Raw genomic sequence first — 23481 nt, 5'->3', positions numbered from 1 at the left:
CCCCTACTCCGATTCGACGGCCGAGAGGCCGTGCGGAGCGCCGACAGGTTTCGACTCCGACGACCCGCGCTGGCGCAGGAAGATCGAGAACGCCACCATGCAGCCCACCGCGAGCAACTCCGACTGCCAGTTCTGCAGCGTGCGGTTCCAGAAGTCTGCGGTCAGCAGGTACTCGCCGAACGAGACCGGCGGAAGACCGTGCTGCTGCTGCTCCGAGCTGTACACGACCGAGCCCGCGAGTCCCTGCAGCAGCCAGGAGGCGATGAAGATGGCGCCCATGGTGAGCGCGAGCGAGTTGCTGTAGATGCGGCGCCGCCACCCGCGGGCGCGAGCCCACTTCGGCGAGTCGGGCCTCGCGTGCTCGCCGACGAGCTGATCCTCGTCGGTGCCGAGACCCTCGTCGCCGACCTTCTTCGACTCGGGTGAGCCGCGCTGCACGAGCCACACCGTCGCCATGATGAACAGCAGGAACTGCAGGAACTCCGACTGCCAGTTCTCGGCGACATCCACCACGAAGTCGGACGACGTGACGAACTCAAGCCAGCCGCTCGGCTGCCCGCCGTGCGAGAGCTGCTCCTCGTTGTAGACCGAGAGCCCGGCCAGCGACTGGGCGGCCAGCGTGATGACGAACGCCGCTGCGAAGCAGAGCGAGAGGGCGTGATCCTTGATCCTCATGTCAGCGGCCCACCATCACGATCGCGAACATCGCGAGCAGCCCGACCAGCACCAGTCCCATCCATAACCAGAACATCGCCTTCATAGTGGTGATCGTAAGGCCGGCCCGATCCACGGCGGTAGGGCCTTGCGGAGCGCCCTTCGGGTGTGCCACCGCTGCAGGCGGCGGCGCGACAGCGTACCCGCTCGCGGCACGGCTGTCGAGGGCCTGTCTAGCACCGCCCCGGCGGCTTAGCTTCGAGACGAACGGATGGTTGTCGAGCGCGCACGGACGCGGCTCGATGTCGGAAAGGATGTGAGCGTCGTGCCGAAGTCGAAGACCCCGCAGCTGAAGGATCCCGAGCTCTACGATCGCCTGCGCAAGGAGGGCAACTCCGAGGAGAAGGCGGCGCGCATCTCGAACGCCGCCGCGAAGGAGGGCCGCTCGAAGGTGGGCCGTCGAGGGGGCGAGGCGGAGGATTACGAGGATCGCACCGTCGACGAGCTGAAGCGCCGCGCGAAGGAGCTCGGCATCACGGGCTATTCGAAGCTGCGCAAGCCCCAGCTCATCGAGAAGCTCCGCAACCACTGAGGCGGCGCGCTCACCCCCAGATCTGGCCGGATCGGCCGATCATGATCGAGATGATCACCGCGAGCGGCACGAGCCAGGTCACGGCGAGCAGCACCGCCATCACCCGCAGTCGCGGACGGCGGCCGAGCTTGCTGATCCGCACCACGAGCATCGCGAGCAGACCGACGAGGGCGACCACGATGCCGACACCGCTCCACACCGGATCGAACTGGGCGAGGATCAGCAGCACGGCCGTCACGAGGGCTGCCGCCACGGTCGAGGAGATCAGCCAGCGGTCGGTCTTCGTGCTGTTGAGCGCCGGCTGGCGCCCGATCGTCGCCGGGTCGCTCTGGCCGCGGTGAGGGTTCGGTACGGAGGCCTCCGCCGACGGATCCTGGGTCGAGCCGTCGAGGATCGGCCGATCCTGCGTCGACTGACCCCACGAGGGGCCCGACACGGTGCCTTGCCCGTTGCCCGCGTCGAAGCGCGACGCCGAGTGCGGGGCGTCGGGGGACTCCTCGAGCAGGCGTTCCTTGCTGTCGGGGTCGAGCGGCGGCTCGGGATCCGGCTCGAGCGGCGGCTGGGGAGTCGGTTCGGGCACGGGGTCGAGCGGCGGCTGGGGAGCCGGTTCGGGTACGGGGTCGAGCGGTGGCTCAGGACCCGGTCCCGGACCGGGGGCCGGCCCGGGACCGGGTGTCGGCGCGGGCGCGGGGTCCGGTGCCGGATCGGGTTGCGGCAGCGGGTCGGGTTGCGGCGCGGGATCGGGCCCGGGGTCGGGCTGCGGCTCGGGGTCGGGTGCGCGCGGCGTATCCGAAGCCGGCCCTGCCGGCGCTTCCGCCTCTGGCGAGGCTCCGTGAGCGGGTGAGGTTCGGTCCTTGCCGCCGAACGGGGGCTGGTCCTGCGGTCGGTCGTTCGCGTCCATCATCGGCTCCTCTCGAAGACCTGGGCACGGCGCAGTTCGGCGCCGCGCCTCTGGTGCGAAGCTAACACCTGAGCAGGGCGCCGGTTCAGGGGGTCGACAAACCGGGTGGGGTGGGCTACTTTGGCCGTTCCGAGCCGCCGCGGTGGCATACTGTCACCGTGTCCGAGAGCCCATCCGCCGCGTCGAGCGGGAGCGCGCGTGCCGCCACGTAGCGAGCAGCACCCCTACCTCTCGGCTGCGGTGCCCGGGCAGCGGCGGGTGCTCCCGCCGCGCGTGCTCGCCCACCGCGGGCTCGTGGCGCCGCGCGCGGCCGCCGCGGGTGTGGCGGAGAACACCCGTGCGGCCTTCGACGCGGCGGTCGACGCGGGCGCCGTCTACCTGGAATCGGATTGCCGCCTCACGGCCGATGGCGAGGTCGTGCTGTTCCACGATGCCGAGCTGCGGCGCGTGACCGGAGATCCCCGGCAGGTCTCGCAGATCACGCTGCGCGAACTCTCCGCCCTCATGTCCGAACGCGGCGGGCTGCTCACACTCGAGCAGGCCCTCGACGAGTTCCCCCGCGCGCGCTTCAACGTCGACGTCAAAGCCCGCGAGGCGGCCGACCCCGCGGGCCGCATCGTCGCACCTCACGCGCACCGGGTGCTCATCACGAGCTTCTCGGACGCGCACCGGCTGCGCACCCTTCGTTCGGCCGCGGCCGCCGGGGCCCGCCCGGCGACCTCGCCCGGCCAGCGCGGCATCGCGACGCTGCTCGCCGCCGTCGCGTCGCGATCGCGCCGCGCGGAGGCGCGCGCGCTCGACGGGCTCGATGCGCTGCAGATCCCCGAGCGGCAGGGGCCGATCCGCGTGCTCGGACCGAGGCTCATCGACGCCGCCCACCGCGCGGGCGTGGAGGTGCACGTCTGGACGGTCAACGAGCCCGCTCGCATGATGGCGCTCATCGAACGCGGCGTCGACGGCATCGTCACCGATCGCGCCGATCTCGCGATCGAGACGCTCGGCTGAGTCGCTACTCGCATCGCGGCCTCCGCGTCAACCCCGCTGACGCCCCGCCCCGCCGCTTCTAGGCTGAGAGCATCGCGGCCCGCATCCGGTCTGACGGGCGGGCGGGCCGCGACCGACGTACGGCTCGCGACGAAGGAGGACGCCATGGCGCAGATCTGGGAGCAGAACGAGGAGAAGGACCAAGACGACGAGCTCGTCGTCACCGAGCATCGCGACGACTCCGAGCTCGCCGTCGACCCCGACGAGGAGCAGGCCGTGCAGACCACCGAGGAGGATCCCCGGGCCGCGCTCGACGAGCTCGGCGAGGACGTGTCGTCGTCTGCCGCGCGTCGGGGCCACGAGGATCTCGAGGATCCCGGGCGGTAGTCGATGGCGGCCCATTCCCGGGGTGTGCTCGACGACGGCAGGGGCGAGAGCGCCAATGAGCGCGCCGATCGCAACTGGAACGAGATCCTGCAGGAGGTGCGCGTCACGCAGACGTGCACGCAGATCCTCGGCGGCTTCCTGCTCGCCGTCGCCTTCCAGCCCCGCTTCACGGAGCTCGACGACATCCAGCTGGTGCTTTACCTGACGCTGGTCTCGCTCGCCGGCGCGTCGACGCTGCTCGGGCTGTCGCTCGTCGTGGTGCACCGCCGGTTCTTCGGCAAGCGCCAGAAGGGGCGCATCGTGCGCGTGGGCAACGGTCTGTTGATGGCGAACCTCGTGGTCGTCGCACTGCTCATCGCCGGCGTGACCGGGCTGATCTTCGACTTCGCGGTGAGCCGGGGGGCGGGGCTCACCGCTCTGGCCGCGGCGCTGCTGTTGAGCATCGTGCTGTGGATCTTCGTTCCCATGGGCGGGGTCGAGGAGGAGGCCGAACCCGCTGACGAAATCGGGGGCGAGCGGGGCAGTGCCGGAGCCCGGTGAGGCGATCACGGCTCGAAGCGCTCGGGCGCTCACGCGCTGCGGGGCGATCGCGATCGGGCTGTCGAGCGTTGAGAAGCCGTGCCTCTGCGACGCCGAGGAGACGAGGCCGGAGGGAGGGCGCTCCGCTGTTCGCGGGAGCCCGGCGATCCAGCCTGTTCAGAGCATCTTCACGAGCGAGCGCTTCTTCATGAAGTAGGCGGCGTTCTCGATCTCCCCCCCGCTCGCGCTGCTGCTCGAGCACCAGTTCGTGTGCCGTGACCGCCGTGCTGCTGTCGAGCACCGTTCCCTCGCGGATGCGCATGGATCCTCATTTCTCGAAGACGGGTTCTGAGCGCAGAGCCTACGGCCCGACACCGACATTCATGCGCGCGCCGGGGCGTGTCGGTCGACCACGACGGCCGTCGCCGCGCCGCGTCGGCGTCGCCGGGCGTCGACGGTTTCGCGAAAGCAGCGGATCTGGCATCGTGGTGGCCATGAGCGCGAATGCCACGATGCGAGCCGCCGTCCAGAGCTCCTTCGGGGGCCCCGAGGTCCTCGAGGTCGTCGATGTGCCCCGCCCTGAGCCGCGACCGAACGAGATCCTCGTGCGCGTTCGCGCTGCGAGCCTCAACCCCACCGACTGGAAGCACCGATCGGCCGAGGGTTTCATCGGCGACCCGCCGTTCGTGCTCGGGTGGGACCTGTCGGGCGTGGTCGAAGCCGTCGGCATCGGGGTCGCGCGCTTCCGGCCGGGCGATGAGGTGTTCGGCATGCTGTCCTACCCGTTCGGCCACGGCTCCCACGCCGAGTACGTCGCAGCACCCGCACGGGTGTTCGTGAAGAAGCCCGCCCCGCTCAGTCACGTCGAAGCGGCGGCGCTGCCGCTGGTCGCGCTGACCGCGTGGCAGGCGCTCATCGACTATGCGGATCTGCAGCCCGGGCACCGCGTTCTGATCCACGCCGCCGCCGGAGGAGTGGGGCACGTCGCCGTTCAGATCGCCAAAGCGCGAGGGGCGTTCGTGCTCGGCACGGCCAGCGCGGCCAAACACGACTTCTTGCGGGGCTTGGGCGTCGACGAGGCCATCGATTACCGCGCACAGGATTTCGCCGAGGTCGCCCGGGGTGCTGATGTCGTCTTCGACACCGTCGGCGGCGACACCTCGATCCGGTCCGTGCAGACCCTCCGCCCCGGCGGCACGGTCGTCTCGACGCTGCCGATGGGCTCCGACGACTTCGATCGTGAGGCGGAGCGGCTGGGGGTGCGAGCGGTGCGGATGCTCGTCGACTCGTCACGCGCCGACCTGGGCTCGATCGTCGCGCTGGTCGAGACCGGTCGACTGCGCCCCGCGGTCGCCGAGACCTTCCCCCTCGAGCGGATCGCCGAGGCGCACCGCCTCGGCGAGACCGGCCGCACCACGGGCAAGATCGTCATCACCGTGGAGTAGCGCGGCACGGCGATGCCCGCACGCGGGCGCCGGGGCCAGTGCCTCGTGCCCGGCTCGTCAGGCCTCTGCCTCGGTGTCTGCGACGCGGTCGCGGGGCTCCTGCGGCTCGGGCGGCGGGCACGTCAGGTGCGTCGGCTTGCCCGGCCCGCCTCGGTCGATGCGGTGCTGCTTCATCGATCGCCCGCAGATGGGGCACTTCGGATCGGCCGGCGGCACATACGGCGGCTCGTTGCGGTCGCCGAGCTGCGCCGGCCCCTCGAACTGGTAGAGGAACCGCTGGATCGCCGCGTACGCGCCCGGCACCCCGTCGTAGGGGGTCCGGTGCCAGAGGTGACGCTTCTTGCGTTTTTGTTCGCCCACGAACGAAATGCTAGCAGGTTCATTCGTGCACGAACGAGGTAGGATGGCGGCATGCAGGATCTTCCCGACGACGCGCTCGAACTCGACCGGCAGGTCTGCTTCGCGCTCGCGGTCGCCAGCCGAAGCGTGATCGGCGTCTACCGACCGATCCTCGAGCCGCTCGGGCTCACGCACCCGCAGTACCTCGTGATGCTGGCGCTCTGGGGCGACGCCCCCCTGCGCTTCGGCGCGATCGCCGAGATGCTGCGCGTCGATCCCGCCACCCTCTCGCCGATCATCAAGCGGCTCGAGCACTCCGGGCTCATCGAGCGCGTGCCCGTCGAGGGCGACGAGCGCACCTTCGAGATCGTGCCCACCGAGCGAGGTCGTGCGCTCCGCGAGCAGGCGCTCTCCGTGCCGCCCGCGGTCGTCGAGCGGCTCGGCCTGCCGGTCGAGCGCCTGCTCGCCCTGCGCGACGAACTCACCGCCATCATCGAGGCCGTCGACGGCGCACGCGAGGGCACGGGGCGCTGATCCGCGTTCGCACCGCACCGATCCGCGAGACACTCGGCCCCGGTCCGTCGCCCCCGCAGCTCCGCAGTCGCGGCACCGGTTCGGTTCCGCTTGTTAGCATGCCCCCCCATGGGCATCGCACTCGAGAACGTCGGCATCGCGGTTCGCGACATCGAGGCCGCGGTCGCGTTCTTCACCGATCTCGGCCTCGCGCTCGTCGTCCGGGACACGATCAGCGGCGAATGGGCGGACACCGCGGTCGGCCTCGACGGCAACCGCGCGAAGATCGCCCTGCTGCAGACTCCCGACGGCCTCGGGCGACTCGAGCTCTTCGAATACCTCCACCCCGAGGCGGTCGAGTCCCCGCCCGCGCAGCCCAACGAGATCGGCATGCACCGGGTCGCCTTCTCGGTCGACGACATCGACGAGGCCCTCGCCGTCGCGGCGAAACACGGCTGCCGCCCGCTGCGCGGCGTCGCGGACTACGAGGGCGTCTACCGGCTCACCTACCTGCGCGGTCCCAGCGGCATCCTCGTGATGCTCGCGCAGGATCTGCGGAAGAGCTGAGCGGCCGGCGCGCGCGAGGTTCCGTCACTCGGCCGCGCCCGAGGCGATCCGCAGCGCCAGCCCCGTGAGCGAATCGGGGTGCGCGGCCAACTCCGCGGGGGTGCCGGCGAAGACGAGGCGCCCGCCGTCGACACCGGCGCCCGGCCCGATGTCGATCACGTGATCGGCCTCGGCGACCACGCGCAGATTGTGCTCCACCACCACGAGCGTCGCGCCGCCCTCCACGAGCTCGGCGAAGAGCGCGTTGATGCGATCCACGTCGCCCGGGTGCAGGCCCGTCGTCGGCTCGTCGAGCACGATGCGCTCACGAGAGAGATCTGTCACGCCGCTGAGGTGCTTCGCGAGCAGCAGTCGCTGCTTCTCGCCGCCCGAGAGCGTGTCGAGCGACTGACCGACCGCGACGTAGCCGAGGCCCACCCGGTCGAGCCAGCGCATCTTCGCGGCGATCTCGTCGCGGTCGCCGAACAGCCGGGCGACCTCTTCCGCGGTCATCGTCAGCACGTCGGCGATCGTGCGCCCTTCGACGCGCACCGACAGCGCCCGCTCGTTGAACCGTTCCCCGCCGCACTCGTCGCAGGGGGTGGCCACGTCGTCGAGGAACGCGAGCTCGGTGGTGATGTAGCCCTTGCCGCGGCATGCCGGGCAGGCGCCCTTCGAGTTGAAGCTGAACCACGCGGGCGCGAGCCCCGACTCGTCCGAGAACACCCGCCGCACGTCGTCGGCGACGCCCAGCACGCTGAGCGAGGTGGATCGCACACCGCCCCGCAGCGGATCCTGACCCACCACCGCGAACTCGGGGTGCTGCCGCGGCAGCTCATCGGTGGCGAACGAGCTCTTGCCCGACCCCGCGACGCCCGTCACCGCGGTCAGCACCCCGAGCGGCACCGCGGCGTCGAAGCCGGCGAGGTTGTGGGCGCTCGCCCGCTCGACGAGCACCTCGCCGGAGGGGCGGCGCGGCGCGTGGGCGAGGCGCAGCGGACGCGCGAGCAACCGGCCGGTGAGGGTGTCGCTCTGCCGCAGCTCGGCGGGGGTGCCCTCGAACTGCACCTCGCCGCCGCGGGATCCCGCGCCGGGGCCCATGTCGACCACGTGGTCGGCGACGCGGATCACCTGCGGGTGGTGCTCCACCACCAGCACCGTGTTGCCCGCGTCGCGCAGGCGGATGAGCAGCTGATTGAGGCGCTGCACATCGGCCGGGTGCAGCCCCGTCGACGGCTCGTCGAACACGTAGGTGACGTCGGTGAGGGCGCTGCCCAGGTGGCGCACGATCTTCACGCGCTGCGCCTCGCCGCCCGAGAGGGTCGACGATTCGCGGTCGAGCGACAGATAGCCGAGGCCGACCGAGAGTAGCGCGTCGAGCGTGCGGCGGATGCCGGCCAGCGCGGGTTCCACGCGGGCGTCGGAGAAGCCGTCGAGCAGGCGGCGCAGCTCGGCGACCGACATCGCGGTCCAGTCGACGATCGAACGCCCGTCGATGAGGCTCGCGCGCGCCGCCGCGTTGACGCGGGCGCCGCCGCACTCGGGGCACACCCGCTGGGCGGTGAGCCGATCGAGCTCCTCCCGCACCGGCTTCGAGATCTTCGATGGGCGGTTCTTCACGTACACGTCGCGCATGCGGGTGACGACGCCGTCGAAGCGCGCGGTCTTCGGGAATCGCGGATCCGGGTTCGGCAGCTTCAGCTGGTCGGCGTAGAGGAAGAGATCCATCTCGTCGTCGGTGTAGTCCTTCAGCGGTTTCTCGCGGTCGAACAGGCCGCAGTAGGCGAAGCGCTTCCACCGGTAGACGCCGGGCCTGAACTGGCTGAAACGCACCGGCCCCTCGTCGATGCTCTTCTCGGGGTCGATGAGCTCGTCGATGTCGATGTCGACCACCGTGCCGAGGCCCTCGCAGACCGGGCACATGCCGCTCGGGTCGTTGAACGAGTAGGCGGGGGAGTAACCCGCGTTCGGCTCGCCGATCCGCGAGAAGACGAGGCGCAGCAGGGGTGCGGTGTCCGAGGCGGTCGACACGGTCGACCGCGCGTTGCCCGTGAACCGGCGCTGGTCGATGAGCGCCGTGAAGGTGAGGCCGCTCATCGACTGCACCTCGGGCGCGGCGAGCTGCGGCAGCCGGTTGCGCACGAAGCTCGGGTAGGAGTCGTTCACGAGGCGCTGCGCCTCGGCCGCGATCGTGTCGAGCACGAGCGACGACTTGCCCGAACCCGAGACGCCCGTGAACACGGTCAGCGCCTTCTTGGGCACCTCGAGGCTCACGTCGCGAAGGTTGTTGGTCGCAGCGCCGACCACGCCGATGCACTCGCCTGGACCCCCGTGCCGTTCATGGCTCGATCCTAGGCGGCTGCGCTGCTTCGCACACCGATCGACGTTCGAGCACCCCGATCCGTCGGATCGAGGTGCTCGAACGTCGATCGGTGCGCTGGGGGCGTGGCGGCGGGCGGAGGGTCGGTGCGCCGGGCGGTGCGCCGGGCGGGGCGGTGGAGCGGTGGACGGGGGCCGGCGCGCGGGTGTCAAGGCCTGGCCCCGCGGTGCGATCTTCTGCAGACTGGTGGAGATATCTGCGATGGAGGGAGCAGCGATGGGCGAGCAGGAACACGGCGACGTGCGGTCGGTCGAGGATCTCGACCTGCAGCGGTATCTGGGCCTCTGGTACGAGTTGGGACGGCTGCCGCTGCGCTTCGAGGACGACGGCGCGCGCGACGTGACCGCCGAGTACTCGCTGCGCGACGACGGCACGGTGCGCGTCGACAACCGCTGCATCGACGCCGAGGGTGCGCCGACGCAGGCCCTCGGGCAGGCCGAGCCCGACGAGGACCACGCCGGCCGGCTGCGGGTCAGCTTCCTGCCCGAGGGGCTGCGGTGGATCCCCTTCACTCGCGCCGACTACTGGGTGCTGCGCGTCGACCCCGACTATCGCCACGCGCTCGTCGGCACGCCCGACCGCAAGCACCTCTGGCTGCTCGCGCGCGAGCCCCGCGTCGACGAGTCGACGGAGCGGGAGCTGCTCGCAGAGGCTCGACGGCAGGGCTTCGACCTCGGTCGCTGGATCCGCCCCGAGCAGTCGGGCGCCCGCGTCACCGATGAGCAGCTCGCCCGGCAGACCGATCGCTGACCGAAGAGAAACCCAGGAGGAACCATCATGACCCCCGATCCCTTCGAGACCCCCGCCGATGTGCCCGAGGCCGACCTGCTCGATCAGCTCGCGCCGGCCGACCCGAGCGATGAGGAGCCGGATCCCGAACCGCTCTCGACCGCCGCCGAGCCGGTGAGCGAGGTCGACTGGGTGGAGCAGCAGCGAGCGGTGCCGCTCGACGACGAGCCGGAAGAGACGGGCGCCGAGCAGTAGCGTCGCAGGGGCGGCGCCGTGAGCCGGGCGCGCGAGAGGAACGCGGAGAGCGGTGCGCGGAGCGAGGACGGCCTCGCTCCGCCCCTCGCTTATAGCGCATCGCCGCGCGCTGGGGGAAGGCCCTGGCGCGCCCGTCGGCTCTGGATAGGCTGAACCCATGGCGAAGCAGGGGCGGCAACACGGCACGGAGGATGCGCGCAAGGGCGGTATCGCAGGCCTCGCGCAGCGGGCGATCGCTGGGGCGCTGCGGCTCAGGATCGTGAGATCCTATCTGCTCTACAGCGAGCACCGCGGCACGATGCTGGCCGACAGCATCACCTACCGCGCCCTGTTCAGCGTCTTCGCGGCGGTGCTGCTGGGCTTCTCGCTCGCGGCGCTGTGGCTCGGGGGCAACCCCGACGCCATGAACGCCCTCACCGGGGCGCTCGAGAACTTCCTGCCGGGCCTGACCGACGTCGTCGATCCGGAGAGCATCGACGCGCCGGCAGGCTTCACGGTGGTGGGTGTGATCTCGCTGCTCGGCCTCGTGGGCGCGGCGATCAGTGCCATCGCGAGTCTGCGCACCGCGCTGCGGGTGCTCGCGGATCAGCTGCACGACGACGGCTTCTTCCTGTGGGTGCTGCTGCGCAACCTGCTGGTCGGCATCGTGTTCGGCGGCCTGCTGGTGGCCGCCGCGGTGATGAGCATGGTCGCCTCCGTCGGCGTCGACGCGGTCGCCTCGTGGTTCGGCCTCTCCGACGGCGACGCCGTCTCGGGTGCGCTCACCCGCGTCGTCGGCGTGATCGTGGTGTTCGTGATCGACACCGTCGCGATCGTGGTGGTCTTCCGGCTGCTCTCCGGGGTGCGGGCCCCCGCTCGGGCGCTCTGGGTCGGCGGTATGATCGGCGGCGTCGGGCTGACCGTGCTGCAGGAGCTCTCGGGCCTCTTCGTGCGCGGGGCCACCTCGAACCCGCTGCTCGCCTCGTTCGCGGCCCTCATCGCCCTGCTGCTGTGGTTCAACCTGTCGGCGCAGGTGATCCTCATCGCCAGCAGCTACATCATCACGGGCGCCGACGAGGCCCGTGACCGGGTGCGCCTCAAGTACGGCGCGAGCACGCTCGCGCAGCGCCGACGGCAGCGGGCGGAGGACGCGCTGCAGGCCGCGACCCGCGAACTGCGCGCGGCCCGCGCGGCCGAGCGCGAGGAGGCCGGCCGCGATCCCGACCCCGGGGCGGGATCCGCCGCCGATTCGCCCCCGCTGCGCTGACCCGAATCGGGGCGCGCACCATCGGGGGTCCGCGGCGGTCTTGCCCCGCTGCGCCCTCCGCTGCTCTCTGCTGCGCCCCCAGCTGCGCTGAGCCGCAGCCGGCACCCGGATCGGGCGGGCGATCAGCCCCGCGCGTCGCGCAGCCGATCCAGGATCGCGGCGATGCGGCGGTCGCGGGTCTCGGCGCGCTTCGCCTCGACGACGGAGCGCGCGTGCTCCTTGCGACGCGACGGGGCGAGTGCGTCGAAGGCGGCGCGCAGTCCCGGCTGCGCGTCGAGCGCCACCGCGAGATCGTCGGGCAGCTCGACGGCGCGCTCGACGGTGTCGAGCTCGACGAGGGCGGTGACGGTGTCGCCGATCTCCACGCCGAGCTCGGCGCGGGCGGCCTTCGACAGGCCGATGAGGTTCTTGCCGCCCATCGACGCGAGTCGCAGCCTGGCGGAGCGGCCTCCGATGGTGACGCGCACGGCCGCCCGTCTGCCGCCGCCGAGCGCCGCCACCTGCTCGTCGTCGAGCTCGATCGCGGTGGCCGGCCCCCGGGGCTCGAGCGTGGTGTCGATCTGCAGTGCCATGCGCTCATGCTACGCGTGCGGCGCCGCGACGCCTACAGTTGAGGGCATGTGCTCGAGCTACGGATTCGGAGGCGGCCCCCACGGGCTCGGGCTCACCTTCGACCTGCCGCCCATGCACGAGCCCGACAGCCGCCTGCTGCTCGAGGCGTGGGCGCGCGAGCATCGGGGCCGGGCCCGCATCACCGGGCGCCGAGCCCGCAACCTCAACCCGATCATCCACCGCGGGTACGGCGAGCGCACCGTCGAGCTCGGCTGGTGGTGGCTCCACAGCGGCGGGGAGCCGGCGCCCTACAGCGCGTTCAACTCCCGGGACGACACCCTGCTGCGCAAGTGGCGGTCGCCGTTCCAGCGACGGGCGATCGTGCCCGCGCACTGGTACATCGAGCGCGGCACGCCGTTCGCGCTGCCCGGCGACGAGCTGTTCGGGATCGCCGCGATCGTCACCCCCGTTCACCGCGGCGATGGGCACGCGTTCATGAGCTACTCGCTCGTCACCCGCGACGCGGTCGGGGCGGCGGCCGACACCCACCCGCGCATGCCGCTGCTGCTGCCGCGCGGCATGCACGACGAGTGGCTCGATCCCTGGCGCCCCGGTGACGCCGCCCTCCTCGGGGCGGCCGTGGCGGGGTCCGAGGAGCTGTCGCTCGCGGTGCGGGCGATCGGGGAGCGGGGCTGGGCGGATCCCGAGCCGCCCGTCGGGCAGGCTCCCGTCGGTGCCGTCGGTGCCGTCGGTGCCGTCGGTGCTGTCAATGCCGCCGATGCCGCCGCCTCCGTCGAGGCCTCCGATGCCGCGGGAGAGTACCCGCGATCCGCCGCCCCGACCCTCTTCTGAGGCGTCCCTCCGAACGCGGGGCGCCGAACCGCCGCCCCGGCGCCGCAGCGGTCGTCCGGCGCTCCGCGTCCGGAGTTCTCCTCGCCCGCGCCGATAGGCTGAGCGCGGAGACGGAGCCCGCTCGGCTCCGCTCACACGCGAGACGCTGGAGGAAGCACACATGACGGATCAGGCGGGGCAGCGACCCGAGCAGGCGGCGCTCGAGGCGGCGCTGCGCACCACGGTCGAGGCGCAGTTCGCGCGCACGATGGAGGATCTGCGGCGCCTCGTGCGCGTCCCATCGGTCTCGTGGCCGGCCTTCGACCCGGCCCACGTGGCGCAGAGCGCGGAGGCCATCGCCGAACTGCTGCGCGACACCGGAGTGTTCGACGTGGTCGACATCCGCCGCGCGCCCGTCGCGGACGGCGAGGGCGTCGAGGGCGCCGATCCCGAGCTCGGCCAGCCCGCCGTCGTCGCCCGGCGCGAAGCCCGCAACGGCCGCCCGACCGTGCTGCTCTACGCCCACCACGACGTGCAGCCGCCCGGCCGCGACGACGACTGGCTCACGCCGCCCTTCGAACCGACCGAGCGCGACGGCCGCCTCTTCGGGCGCGGCGCCGCCGACGACAAGGCCGGCGTGATGGCCCACATCGGAGCGATCCGCGCGCTCGCCGCCGCGGCCGAGGCCGAGGGGCGCGACCTCGATCTCGGCATCGCGATCTTCATCGAGGGCGAGGAGGAGTGGGCCTCGCAGTCGTTCGGCAACTTCCTGCGCGAGAACCGCGAGCTGCTCGCCGCCGACGCGATCATCGTCGCCGACTCGAGCAACTGGGACACCGAGACGCCCGCGCTCACCGTCGCCCTGCGCGGCGCGGTCGCCTTCAACATGAGCGTGCGCACCCTCGACCACGCCCTCCACTCCGGCATGCACGGCGGGGCCGTGCCCGACGCGATGCTCGCGACCGTGCGCCTGCTCGACACCCTCTGGAACGCCGACGGCTCCGTCGCGGTCGACGGCCTCATCAGAGCCGACATCGACACCCCCGAGTACGACGAGGCGCGCCTGCGCGAGGAGTCGGGCCTGCTCGACGGGGTGAGCCCCATCGGACGCGGCGAGATCCTCAGCCGCGTCTGGGCGCAGCCCGCGATTACGATCACCGGCATCGACGCACCCGACGTGGCGAACGCCTCCAACACCCTGATCCCGAGCGTGCGCGTGCGGGTGAGCGCCCGCATCGCCCCGGGGCAGGATCCCGCGGCCGCCTACGCGGCCATCACGAAGCACCTCGCGGATCGCGCGCCGTACGGCGCCCGCGTCGAGTTCGAGGGCGGCGACCTCGGCCAGGCGTTCCTCGTCGACACGAGCGGCTGGGCGGTGTCCGAGGTGCGCGGCGCGATGGCCGACGCCTGGCAGCGCGAGCCCGTCGACATCGGGGTGGGCGGGTCGATCCCGTTCATCGCCGAGCTCGTCGAGGAGTTCCCGGCCGCGCAGATCCTCGTCACCGGGGTCGAGGATCCCGACGGGCGAGCCCACAGCCCCAACGAGTCGCTGCACATCGAGTCGTTCCGCAGGTCGCTGCTCACCGAGGCGCTGTTCCTCGCTCGGCTCGACGCGCGCGCGGGCTGACCCGCCCCGCGTCAAGACGAGCGTGGCCCCCGATCATCACGATCGGGGGCCACGGCCGTCCCGCTGCGAAGCGCTCAGTGCTTGTGCTGGGGGCCGCCCGGCGGCTCCTCGCCGGCTACGGGCACCTCGTCGGTGCGCGGACCGCCCTGCGCCCGCAGCAGGTCGCGGATCTCGGTGAGCAGCTCGGTCTCGGTGGGCGCCACTGGAGGCTGCTCGGGCTCGGGCCGACGCAGCTTGTTCATGGGCAGCACGAACACGAAGTAGACCACCGCCGCGACGATCACGAAGTTGATGAGCGCACCGATCAGCGCGCCGAACGCGATCGTGCCTCCGCCCGGCAAGCCGACCTGCATGGCGTTGTCGAGCGAGTCGGCCTTGAACACGACTCCGATGATCGGATTGATGAGCGAGTCGACGACCCGCTCCACGACGGTGTTGAACGCCGCGCCGATGACCACGGCGACCGCGAGGTCGATCACGTTGCCCCGCAGCAGGAACTCCTTGAAACCCTTGAACATAAGCCCTTCCCCACTCGATGATGCCGATGCTTCGAGAAAAACGTTAGTGCACGGCGGCCCGGAACGGCCGGATCCCGCGCGACGACGGTCGCGCGGGATCCGGGTGCGCCGGGCTCCGAAGTTGGTGACCCGGCTGAATGACAGGGTTACATGCAGGCCATCGCGTCATCCATCGCGGCGTCGAAGTACTCCTCCATGAGCGCGCTCATGTCCTCGCCCGCGGCGCTCGTGGGGTCGGTGGCGAAGAGGTAGAAGCGCTCGTAGACCGCACGGTTGGGGCTGTCGATCTCGGAGAGCTGGCGGTAGGCGTCGAGCAGCTCCGGCGGCACCTCTGCGCCGGTCGCGCCCTCGCTCGCCGTGGCGACCGCGTCGATCGCGGCGCAGAACTCGGGGGAGCGGTCGCCCGCGGTGGCGCCGGGCGACTCCTCGACGCCGGGTTCCTCGGTGAGCGCGTCGAAGTCGGTCGAATCCTCGAGCTCCTGGGTGGTCTGCTCGAGCTGAGAGAGCGACTCGTTCGCGACCGACACGGCCGTGGCGGCGATGATGATCGAGAAGATCACGGCGATGACGGTGATCGCGAGGCTCACATAGCCGATGATGGTGCCCGCGAGTGCGAAGCCGCGACCGCGCTCACCGGTCTTCTTGATCTGACCGAGCGCGATGTGGCCGCAGATGATGCCGGCGAGGCTCACGAAGAACGAGGCGATGAACGCGACGATCGCGAGCGTGTTCATGGGCGCCTGCGGCGCGGTCGGGTAGCCGGCGCCGGGTGCGGGCTGCTGAGGCGGCAGCGGCGGAGCCGGCGGCGCGGCGTCGAACCGCTGCGGCTGGCTCTGCGGCAGCGCCGTGGTGGGCTGCTGGTCGGCGCTCTGCCCGCCTTCGAACTGGGGCAGGGCCGTGGTGGGCTGCTGACCGCCGTCGGCCTGCGGCGTCACCGTCGTCGGCTGCGCATCGGCGTCGGAGAAGCTCGGCTGCTCGGGCTGCGCCGGCGGAACCGGCGGTGCAGGGGGAGCCGGGGGCACGGGGGGTACCGGCGGTGCCGGGGTCTCGGGCGGGGTCGGCTTTCCGGGATCGTTCGTTTCAGACATGGCCGCTACAGCTCCTTCAATCTTTCGCGGAGACCCGGGTGCGGCCGCCGGCGGCGGCTGGATCGCGGATCCGCTGTGTCAATCGCGCGCGAGCCGAGGCCGACCCCCACGCAGACCATCCTATGCGGAGCGTGCGACAGGTGTTCCCGAGGTGCGGCATCGCACGGGCCCGGCTGGGGGTCGAGGGGGTAGCGTTGGGGGCATGGAGTTTATCGGCGCGATGCCCACGGTCGACCTCACCTACTCCGACGTCTTTCTGGTGCCGCGGCACTCGGACGTCGGCAGCCGGCTGGGCGTCGACCTCACCCCGACCGACGGCACCCCGGCGACGCTGCCGCTCGTCGCGGCGAACATGAACTCGGTCGCGGGCCCGCGGCTCGCGGCGGTGCTCGCCCGTCGCGGCGGTCTGGCCGTGCTTCCGCAGGATCTCGCGCCCGACGACACCGAGCGCGCGATCCGCTGGGTGAAGCGCCAGCCGGTCGCCACCGACACCCCGATCGTGCTGCCCCCGCAGGCGACGGCCGCCGCCGCGCTGCGGCTGATCCCGCGCGCCGAGGGCCAGGCGGTGGTCGTGGCGGATCGCCCCGACGAGCACTCTGCGGTGCGGGCATCGGGGATCCGCGGCGTCCTCTCTGCCGCCAGGCTCGCGTCGGTGCTGTCCGATGCGCAGCTGGGCGACCTGGTGATCGCCCCCGCACCGCTGCTCGAGGCCGACGACCTGGAGGATCCACGTGCGGCATTCGACGCGGTCTCGTCGGCGATCGAGGGAGGGGCTGCGGCGTCGGGCGAGGACCCGCACGGCGTCGACCTGCACGGGGTCGAGCCGCACCCCGCCGAGGCGGTGTGCGTGGTGAGCGGCGCGTCGCTCATCGGCACCCTCTCGCGCCGTTCCGCGCTGCGGCGCACCATCTACCGCCCCGCGCTCGACCGCGACGGGCGGCTCGCCGTCGCGGTGGCCGTGGGGATCAACGGCGACGTCGCCGCGAAGGCCCGCGCCCTCGCCGCCGCCGGTGCCGACGTGCTCGTGATCGACACCGCGCACGGGCACCAGGCGGGCATGATCCGCGCCATCCGCACCGTGGCCGATCTCGGACTCGGGCTGCCGATCGTGGCGGGCAACGTCGTCACCGCCGACGGGGTGAACGACCTCGTCTCGGCCGGTGCCACGATCCTGAAGGTAGGCGTCGGCCCCGGCGCGATGTGCACCACCCGCATGATGACGGCCGTGGGCCGCCCGCAGTTCTCGGCCGTGCTCGAGACGGCGCAGGCTGCCCGTGAGCTCGGCGCGCACGTCTGGGCGGACGGCGGCGTGCGCTACCCGCGCGACGTCGCGCTCGCGCTCGCGGCCGGCGCGGCATCGGTGATGATCGGGTCCTGGTTCGCGGGCACCGCCGAGTCGCCGGGCGAGCTGCGCACCGATCCCGAGGGCCGCCAGTACAAGGAGTCGTGGGGCATGGCGTCGACGAAGGCCGTGCAGGGCCGGTTCGGCGGGCTCGACGCCTACGAGCGGGCGCGCAAGGAGCTCTTCGCCGAGGGCATCTCGTCGTCGAAGATCTACCTCGATCCGCTGCGTCCGAGCGTCGAAGATCTGATCGACATGATCACCTCGGGCGTGCGCTCCTCGTTCACCTACGCCGGAGCGGACTCGCTGCGCGAGTTCCACGTGCGCGCCCGGGTCGGTCTGCAGTCGGCCGCGGGCTACGAGGAGGGCAAGGCGCTGCCGGTCTCTTGGTAGGGCTCGGGATGCGATCGCACCGGGCTCGCAGCACCGCCGAATAGGATGGGGGAGTCGGCGCGCACCGCCGACCGCGACACCGATCACGACACGAGGAGCACCGGTGAAGTACATCTCGACCCGCGGCGGCATGGAGCCGGCACCCTACAGCGCGATCCTGCTGGAGGGGCTCGCCACCGACGGCGGCCTGGTCGTGCCCCAGACGGTGCCGCGGCTCACCGCCGAGCAGCTCGAGGCGTGGCGCTCGCTCAGCTACCCCGAGCTCGCGACCGAGGTGCTCGGCATCTTCGCCACCGACATCCCCCGCGAAGACCTCGCGCGCATGTGCCGCGCGGCCTACAACCCCGAGAACTTCGTGGCCGAAGAGATCGTGCCCGTCACGCAGCTCGAGGCGGGCATCTCGCTCGTCGGTCTCTCCGAGGGCCCCACGCTCGCGTTCAAGGACATGGCGATGCAGTTCCTCGGCCAGTCGCTCGAGTACGTGCTCGCCAAGACCGATCGCGCGCTCAACATCATCGGCGCCACCTCGGGCGATACCGGATCGGCCGCCGAGTACGCGCTGCGCGGCAAAGACGGCATCGCGGTGTTCATGCTCTCTCCCCAGGGTCGCATGAGCGATTTCCAGCGCGCGCAGATGTATTCGCTCGCCGACGACAACATCCACAACATCGCGGTGAAGGGCGTGTTCGACGACTGCCAGAACCTCGTGAAGGCGCTCTCGGGCGACCTCGAGTTCAAGCGAGCCCACGAGCTCGGCACCGTCAACTCGATCAACTTGGGCCGCATCAGCGCACAGGTCGTCTACTACTTCTGGGCGTGGCTGCGCGCGAGCGACGGCGCGGCCGCCGAGGATCGCGCCTCGTTCGAGGTCTCGGTCACGGTGCCGTCGGGCAACTTCGGCAACATCTTCTCGGGATACCTCGCGAAGGCGATGGGCGTGCCGATCCGCCGGCTCGTGCTCGCCGCCAACGAGAACAACGTGCTCGACGAGTTCTTCCGCACCGGTGTCTACGCGCCGCGCGGCGCCGCCGACACCCACGCCACCTCGAGCCCCTCGATGGACATCTCGAAGGCGTCGAACCTCGAGCGCTTCGTGTTCGAGGTGGTCGGCCGCGACCCCGAGCGTCTCGCGGCGGCCTGGCAGGAGCTCGCCGAGACGGGGCGCATCGACCTCACCGCCGAGCTGGCCCGCTTCGAGGCGGAGTTCGGTTTCCAGAGCGGCACGAGCACGCACGCGGATCGCGTGGCGACGATCAAGTCGGTCTTCGACGCGAGCGGAACGGTGATCGACCCGCACACCGCCGACGGTGTGAAGGTCGCCCGAGAGTTCGTCGAGCCGGGCGTGCCGATGCTCGTGCTCGAGACCGCGAAACCGGCGAAGTTCCCCGAGATCGTGCTCGAGGCGACGGGGCAGCGCATCGGCATGCCCGAGCACCTCGCCGACCTGCTCTCGCTGCCGCAGCGCGTCACCGAGATGAGCGGCGACGAGGACGAGCTGCGCGCCTTCATCGCCGAGCACGCTGTCGAGCGCTGAGCGCGGGCGGCGGATCCCGCACCGGCCTCCCGCGTGGGCCGCGGTGCGATCCCGTGATGTCGGAGGCACCCCGTAAGGTGGAGGGCACGGACCAGACGATGGGAGGCTGACATGTTCGGTGGACGATCGCGGCGAGAGCTGGAGCATCGGGTCGCGAGGCTCGAGCGCGGCGCCGGAGCACCCGAGGGGCCGATCGCGCAGGCGAAGCACCTGGCGCGGGCGGGCGGGGCGTGGGGCGACGGCTTCGGGCTTCTCGCGACGCGGTCGCTGCAGATCATCATCGTGCTGCTGCTCACCGCCGGCGTGGTGTTCGGCATGAGCACGTTGAGCACCGTCGTGATCCCGATCCTGCTCGCCCTCATCTTCGCGAGCACCTTCGCACCGGTGATGAGCTGGCTGCGCGCGCACCGCGTGCCGTCGGCGCTCGCGACCGTGCTCGTGCTGCTCACGATCGTGCTCATGCTGGCCGGCGTGGGCTGGCTCATCGTATGGGCGGTGCGCGATCAGTGGGACGAGCTGTCGGCTCAAGCCGAGACCGGATTCGCGCAGGTGATGGACTGGGTGAAGACGCTGCCGTTCGCCCCCGATCACGATCAGCTGATCGAGTGGCAGCAGAACGTCACCGACTTCCTCACGGGCTTCCTCACGAGCTCGCAGTTCGGCTCGGGCGCCCTCGCGGGCGTCGGCATCGTCACGAACTTCGTGACCGGGCTCATCCTCATGGTCGTTGTGCTCTTCTTCTTCCTCAAAGACGGGCCGCAGATCTGGCGCTTCCTGCTGCGTCCCTTCGAGGGCGAGGCGCTGGCGCGTGCCGAGCGGGCCGGCGACAAGACGGTGCAGACGCTGGGCCACTACGTGCGAGGCACCGCCTCGGTCGCCGCGGTCGACGCCATCGGTATCGGCATCGGCCTGCTGATCCTGCAGGTGCCGCTCGCGCTGCCGCTCTCGGTGCTCGTCTTCGTGCTGGCGTTCATCCCGATCGTGGGCGCCACGCTCGCGGGCATCCTCGCAGCGCTGGTGGCCCTCGTCGCCAACGGTCCGCTCAGTGCGGTGCTCGTGGTGGGCGTGGTGGTGCTCGTCAACCAGCTCGAGGGCAACTTCCTCCAGCCGGTGCTCATGGGCCGCGCGCTGAAGCTGCACTCGCTCGTCATCCTGCTCGCCCTGACCATCGGCACCGTGCTGAGCGGCGTGCTCGGCGCCGTGCTGGCGGTGCCGATCGCGGCCGTGGTGTGGGGCATCATCCAGGTGTGGGACGGCCCCGATCTGCCCGCAAAGGCGTTCCGCCGCAAACCGGGCGAGGAGTAGGCGGCGCAACGCCGCCCGTCGCCGGCGGCGTGCGGCGGTTCGCCGCGGGGAAGTCGAGACGCAGCGAAGTGCTAATATCTGCACATGGTTCAAGTTCGGACATCGTTTCGTTTCACGCTGCGCAGAGGTCTCGGTCTGCTGCTCGCCTCTGCAGCATTGCTCGGTGCTGCGGTGCTGACTCAGCCTGCCGCTGCGCAGGCCGAGCCCGTGCCTGATGTGTCGACCTCGACCAGCATCGCCACGATCCTGGCGCCGACGACCTACGGCAACCCGTCCTTCTTCACGGTAACGGTGTCGCTCTCCGGCCCCGCGATGCTCAGCGGCGAACCGGTGGTGATCGAGGCCGGCGGTGTCGTCGTGGGGTCCGGTACGCTCGGCTATGCGGGGAACGGTGAGTTCTTGGCGCTCGTCGCAGTGGTGGACCTCGCCGCCGGCGACCACGATCTCATCGCGCGCTTCGCGGGCAAGGCCGGCGACGCTTCGTTCCCGGCGCGCGCTCTGCCCTCCGAGAGTGCGGCGCTCCCCGTCACGGTGGCCCAGGCCCCGAGCAGCACCGCGATCGCGAGTTCTCCCGCCTGGGCGGGAGCATTCGCCCCGATCGATGTCGCGGCGCAGGTGACCTCGCCGACGGTCGGGTTGAGCGGCCGGGCCGCACTGCTCGCAGACGGCGTCGAACTGGCCTCGGCCGAACTGCAGCCGAACGGTGCGGTGGTGTTCGCCGACGTCGCCGCACCCGCGGCGACTGCCGACCTCACCGTCGCCTATCTCGGCGACGCTGCGGGCAATTTCGCGCCATCGCAGTCGGCGGCGGCGCCGCTGGTGGTCGTTCCGCACGCGACTACGACGACGCTCACCCTGTCGCCCACCGCAGCCCACGTGGGCGACACTGTCGAGTTTGCAGTCGTGGTGAGCAATGTCGACCGGTCAGTACCCGCCGACCCCCGGGGTGACGTCGAGCTGCTGGTCGACGGAGTCGTGGCGTTCACGATCCCGGCCGCCGACGATCTCGATCCCGAGACGGGCGACGGTGAGGCGCGGTTCAGCGTCGACACCGCGCAGCTCCCGTTCGGGGAGCACGAGGTGTCGGCCCGTTTCGTGCCGCAGACCGGCTTCCTCGACTCGCGCAGCGCCACCGTGGCGCTCGATGTGCTCAGCCGGCAGACCCGTCTCGCGGTGAGCGCCGAGCTGCTGCGGGCCACCCCCTCTCGCCCCGCGGTCGTGGAGGTCGGGGTCGAGCCGGTGATGGGCGATCCTGGTGCTCAGGGCAGACAGGGGGTGCTCGCTGCGCCGGCCGCGCCCCGTGCGCAGCCGGTGACGGGCTCCCTGCAGGCTTTCGCAGACGGCGCCCCGCTGGGTGAGGCGGTGATGCTCGACGGCGGGCGCGCAAGCCTTACGCTCGAGGGTCTCGGTGTGGGTTCCCACCGCGTCGAACTGCGCTTCACCTCGGGCGTGCCCGGCGTGCTGGACAGCTCCGCGGTTGTCGCAGTCGACGTATCGGCCGACGAAGCGCCGACTGGCGGGTCGTCGCCGAAGCCTGCTGCGTCTCTCGCGCGCACCGGTGGGCTTGATCCGTTCCTGCCGGGTGCTGCGGGGCTCGGGCTGCTCGTGCTCGGTGCGGCTGCACTCGGCGGGGCCTCGACCGCCGGGGCTCGCCGGGCTCGCGCACCGCGCTAGGCTGAGAGCACAGGCGCGGAGCGGGGCTCCGCCGAGTGAAGGGAACGCGCGATGCGGCTGCTGTTTCAGATCGTCTCCCAGGTCGTGCTGGCCGCGATCGCCATGATCCTCTGCCACTTCGTGCTGCCGGGCTTCGTGCTGCACCTCGGCGGGTTCCTGGTGGCGCTCGGCGTGTTCACCATCGCGCACGCCGTGCTCGGCCCGTTCGTGCTGAACATCGCCCAGCGCTACGCGGCCCCCCTCGCCGGCGGGGTCGGTCTGGTGGCCACGCTGCTCGCGCTCTGGATCGCATCGCTCTTTCAGGGCGGCATCCGCATCCACGGCGTCGAGACCTGGGTGCTCGCGCCGATCATCGTCTGGGTGGTCACCGCGCTCGGCGGGTGGATCTTCATGGCCTTCTTCGTCGACAAACGGCTGAGGGCGCGGGCGACCGAGAAAGCGCTGCGGCGCAGCAAACCGTGACGGTCGGCGGCGGTGCGAGCGGCGGCGGCACGCTGCTGACGGCCGAAGACGCGGCGGTGGAGCGCGACGGAGCGATCCTGCTGCACCCCACCTCGCTCCGGCTCGAGGCGGGCGCCTGCGTGGCGGTGCGCGGGCCGAACGGGGCGGGGAAGACGACGCTGCTGCGCGTACTCGCGGGGCGACTGCGCCCGAGTTCGGGATCGGTGCGGCTGCACGATCGCCGCTTCGACGAGCGCGACCGTGAGGCGAGGCGGCACATCGCCGCCCTCATCGAGCCTCCGACGCTCTACCCCGATCTGACGCTGCGCGATCACCTCGCGCTCATCGAGGCCGCGTGGTCGGGTGAGCGTTGGGCGTCCTGGAGCGGGATGGGAGCGGACGCGCTCGACGCGTTCGGCCTCGAGCCGCTGGCGGACCGTTTTCCCCACGAGCTCTCGAGCGGCCAGCGGCAACTCGTATCGCTCGCGGTGACCTGCGCTCGGCCCTGCTCGGTGCTGCTGCTCGACGAGCCGGAGCAGCGCCTCGATCCCGACCGTCGTGCGCTCGTCGCCGCGGTGCTGCGACGGGCGAGCGGGTCGGGTGCCGCGGTGGCATTCGCCTCCCACGACGCCGAGCTGGTCGAACGGGTCGCCGACGCGCAGCTCGAGGTGACCCAGGGGTGAGCC

26 protein-coding genes and 1 pseudogene are annotated in these 23481 nt (G+C 71.6%); 19 read left to right on the top strand and 8 right to left on the bottom strand.

The features are described from left to right. Positions 1 to 3: 3 nt before the first annotated feature. Together Leucomu_RS09440 and Leucomu_RS15190 are read right to left on the bottom strand one after the other, a co-directional pair. Positions 4 to 675: a DUF6766 family protein gene (locus Leucomu_RS09440; protein ID WP_017883131.1), complete on the bottom strand. Its 672-nt coding sequence runs from the start codon at positions 673 to 675 to the stop codon at positions 4 to 6. Between the two features lies 1 nt (position 676). Next, on the bottom strand, positions 677 to 829 hold the full coding sequence (locus tag Leucomu_RS15190; RefSeq protein ID WP_164884531.1) for a hypothetical protein: 153 nt from the start codon (positions 827 to 829) through the stop codon (positions 677 to 679). 150 nt (positions 830 to 979) lie between these two features. Here Leucomu_RS15190 and Leucomu_RS09435 point away from each other — a divergent pair, with 150 nt between their 5' ends. Then, positions 980 to 1246 (top strand): DUF7218 family protein, encoded by a 267-nt coding sequence (locus tag Leucomu_RS09435; RefSeq protein WP_031289703.1) that lies wholly within the window; start codon positions 980 to 982, stop codon positions 1244 to 1246. Between the two features lie 10 nt (positions 1247 to 1256). On the opposite strand, the gene Leucomu_RS09430 is transcribed toward Leucomu_RS09435, so the two are convergent. After that, entirely contained in the window at positions 1257 to 1826 is a 570-nt protein-coding gene (locus tag Leucomu_RS09430) for a hypothetical protein (RefSeq protein WP_128387054.1), read from the bottom strand. A 561-nt stretch (positions 1827 to 2387) separates the two neighbouring features. On the opposite strand from Leucomu_RS09430, the gene Leucomu_RS09425 reads away from it, so the two are divergent. The 4 genes from Leucomu_RS09425 (at position 2388) to Leucomu_RS09410 (ending at position 5482) form a co-directional block, all read left to right on the top strand. After that, entirely contained in the window at positions 2388 to 3152 is a 765-nt protein-coding gene (locus Leucomu_RS09425; protein WP_017883128.1) for a glycerophosphodiester phosphodiesterase family protein, read from the top strand. A 144-nt stretch (positions 3153 to 3296) separates the two neighbouring features. Then, the gene (locus tag Leucomu_RS09420) at positions 3297 to 3518 is read left to right on the top strand and encodes a hypothetical protein (protein ID WP_128387053.1); all 222 of its coding nucleotides are present in this window, start codon (positions 3297 to 3299) and stop codon (positions 3516 to 3518) included. A 3-nt stretch (positions 3519 to 3521) separates the two neighbouring features. Beyond that, complete coding sequence (locus tag Leucomu_RS09415; RefSeq protein WP_228407052.1) at positions 3522 to 4058, top strand: DUF6328 family protein; 537 nt, start codon at positions 3522 to 3524, stop codon at positions 4056 to 4058. 491 nt (positions 4059 to 4549) lie between these two features. Next, positions 4550 to 5482, top strand: coding sequence for an NADP-dependent oxidoreductase (locus tag Leucomu_RS09410; RefSeq protein WP_228407051.1), 933 nt, complete (start codon positions 4550 to 4552; stop codon positions 5480 to 5482). Between the two features lie 57 nt (positions 5483 to 5539). Here Leucomu_RS09410 and Leucomu_RS09405 read toward each other — a convergent pair whose 3' ends face one another. Further along, positions 5540 to 5842, bottom strand: coding sequence for a hypothetical protein (locus tag Leucomu_RS09405; RefSeq protein WP_128387051.1), 303 nt, complete (start codon positions 5840 to 5842; stop codon positions 5540 to 5542). A 51-nt stretch (positions 5843 to 5893) separates the two neighbouring features. On the opposite strand from Leucomu_RS09405, the gene Leucomu_RS09400 reads away from it, so the two are divergent. Both Leucomu_RS09400 and Leucomu_RS09395 read left to right on the top strand, forming a co-directional pair. Beyond that, entirely contained in the window at positions 5894 to 6355 is a 462-nt protein-coding gene (locus Leucomu_RS09400) for a MarR family winged helix-turn-helix transcriptional regulator (protein ID WP_128387050.1), read from the top strand. A gap of 108 nt (positions 6356 to 6463) precedes the next feature. After that, positions 6464 to 6901: a VOC family protein gene (locus Leucomu_RS09395; protein ID WP_128387049.1), complete on the top strand. Its 438-nt coding sequence runs from the start codon at positions 6464 to 6466 to the stop codon at positions 6899 to 6901. 24 nt (positions 6902 to 6925) lie between these two features. Here the strand turns inward: Leucomu_RS09395 and Leucomu_RS09390 are convergent, their stop codons facing one another. After that, positions 6926 to 9187: an excinuclease ABC subunit UvrA gene (locus Leucomu_RS09390; RefSeq protein WP_128387048.1), complete on the bottom strand. Its 2262-nt coding sequence runs from the start codon at positions 9185 to 9187 to the stop codon at positions 6926 to 6928. A gap of 289 nt (positions 9188 to 9476) precedes the next feature. Here Leucomu_RS09390 and Leucomu_RS09385 point away from each other — a divergent pair, with 289 nt between their 5' ends. From Leucomu_RS09385 to Leucomu_RS09375, 3 genes are all read left to right on the top strand, one after another. Next, positions 9477 to 10010, top strand: a complete 534-nt coding sequence (locus Leucomu_RS09385) for a lipocalin family protein (RefSeq protein WP_017883119.1) — start codon at positions 9477 to 9479, stop codon at positions 10008 to 10010. A 27-nt stretch (positions 10011 to 10037) separates the two neighbouring features. After that, positions 10038 to 10244, top strand: coding sequence for a hypothetical protein (locus tag Leucomu_RS09380; protein ID WP_128387047.1), 207 nt, complete (start codon positions 10038 to 10040; stop codon positions 10242 to 10244). Between the two features lie 157 nt (positions 10245 to 10401). Next, the gene (locus tag Leucomu_RS09375; protein ID WP_194294544.1) at positions 10402 to 11490 is read left to right on the top strand and encodes a YihY/virulence factor BrkB family protein; all 1089 of its coding nucleotides are present in this window, start codon (positions 10402 to 10404) and stop codon (positions 11488 to 11490) included. Positions 11491 to 11612: 122 nt separating this feature from the next. Here Leucomu_RS09375 and Leucomu_RS09370 read toward each other — a convergent pair whose 3' ends face one another. Next, a complete protein-coding gene (locus Leucomu_RS09370; protein WP_017883116.1) occupies positions 11613 to 12062 on the bottom strand; it encodes a YdeI/OmpD-associated family protein in 450 nt (149 codons plus the stop codon). A 46-nt stretch (positions 12063 to 12108) separates the two neighbouring features. On the opposite strand from Leucomu_RS09370, the gene Leucomu_RS09365 reads away from it, so the two are divergent. Both Leucomu_RS09365 and Leucomu_RS09360 read left to right on the top strand, forming a co-directional pair. Continuing rightward, entirely contained in the window at positions 12109 to 12894 is a 786-nt protein-coding gene (locus Leucomu_RS09365; protein ID WP_128387046.1) for an SOS response-associated peptidase family protein, read from the top strand. Between the two features lie 160 nt (positions 12895 to 13054). Next, on the top strand, positions 13055 to 14500 hold the full coding sequence (locus Leucomu_RS09360; protein WP_128387045.1) for a dipeptidase: 1446 nt from the start codon (positions 13055 to 13057) through the stop codon (positions 14498 to 14500). A gap of 74 nt (positions 14501 to 14574) precedes the next feature. Here the strand turns inward: Leucomu_RS09360 and mscL are convergent, their stop codons facing one another. Together mscL and Leucomu_RS09350 are read right to left on the bottom strand one after the other, a co-directional pair. Continuing rightward, the gene (mscL, locus tag Leucomu_RS09355) at positions 14575 to 15018 is read right to left on the bottom strand and encodes a large conductance mechanosensitive channel protein MscL (RefSeq protein WP_017883113.1); all 444 of its coding nucleotides are present in this window, start codon (positions 15016 to 15018) and stop codon (positions 14575 to 14577) included. A gap of 146 nt (positions 15019 to 15164) precedes the next feature. Then, positions 15165 to 16106 (bottom strand): DUF4190 domain-containing protein, encoded by a 942-nt coding sequence (locus tag Leucomu_RS09350; RefSeq protein ID WP_017883112.1) that lies wholly within the window; start codon positions 16104 to 16106, stop codon positions 15165 to 15167. Between the two features lie 202 nt (positions 16107 to 16308). Here Leucomu_RS09350 and guaB1 point away from each other — a divergent pair, with 202 nt between their 5' ends. The 7 genes and pseudogenes from guaB1 (at position 16309) to Leucomu_RS15955 (ending at position 23478) form a co-directional block, all read left to right on the top strand. Next, on the top strand, positions 16309 to 17841 hold the full coding sequence (gene guaB1, locus Leucomu_RS09345; RefSeq protein WP_128387044.1) for a GMP reductase: 1533 nt from the start codon (positions 16309 to 16311) through the stop codon (positions 17839 to 17841). A 103-nt stretch (positions 17842 to 17944) separates the two neighbouring features. Continuing rightward, positions 17945 to 19375 carry a threonine synthase gene (thrC, locus tag Leucomu_RS09340; protein WP_017883110.1) on the top strand — a complete coding sequence of 477 codons (1431 nt, stop codon included), beginning with the start codon at positions 17945 to 17947 and terminating at the stop codon, positions 19373 to 19375. A gap of 111 nt (positions 19376 to 19486) precedes the next feature. Next, complete coding sequence (locus tag Leucomu_RS09335) at positions 19487 to 20680, top strand: AI-2E family transporter (RefSeq protein WP_128387043.1); 1194 nt, start codon at positions 19487 to 19489, stop codon at positions 20678 to 20680. 171 nt (positions 20681 to 20851) lie between these two features. Then, entirely contained in the window at positions 20852 to 22354 is a 1503-nt protein-coding gene (locus Leucomu_RS09330) for an Ig-like domain-containing protein (RefSeq protein ID WP_128387042.1), read from the top strand. Positions 22355 to 22405: 51 nt separating this feature from the next. After that, on the top strand, positions 22406 to 22816 hold the full coding sequence (locus tag Leucomu_RS09325) for a phage holin family protein (RefSeq protein ID WP_017883107.1): 411 nt from the start codon (positions 22406 to 22408) through the stop codon (positions 22814 to 22816). A 125-nt stretch (positions 22817 to 22941) separates the two neighbouring features. Beyond that, positions 22942 to 23268 (top strand): annotated as a pseudogene (locus Leucomu_RS15960) (ABC transporter ATP-binding protein); the annotation flags it as partial. A gap of 15 nt (positions 23269 to 23283) precedes the next feature. After that, the gene (locus Leucomu_RS15955; RefSeq protein ID WP_407656659.1) at positions 23284 to 23478 is read left to right on the top strand and encodes an ATP-binding cassette domain-containing protein; all 195 of its coding nucleotides are present in this window, start codon (positions 23284 to 23286) and stop codon (positions 23476 to 23478) included. Positions 23479 to 23481 lie beyond the last annotated feature (3 nt).

Source organism: Leucobacter muris (assembly GCF_004028235.1).
GTDB classification, from domain to species: Bacteria; Actinomycetota; Actinomycetes; order Actinomycetales; family Microbacteriaceae; genus Leucobacter; species Leucobacter muris.
Note: the sequence above shows the minus strand (reverse complement) of the source record. Positions and strands in the feature narration are given on the sequence as shown.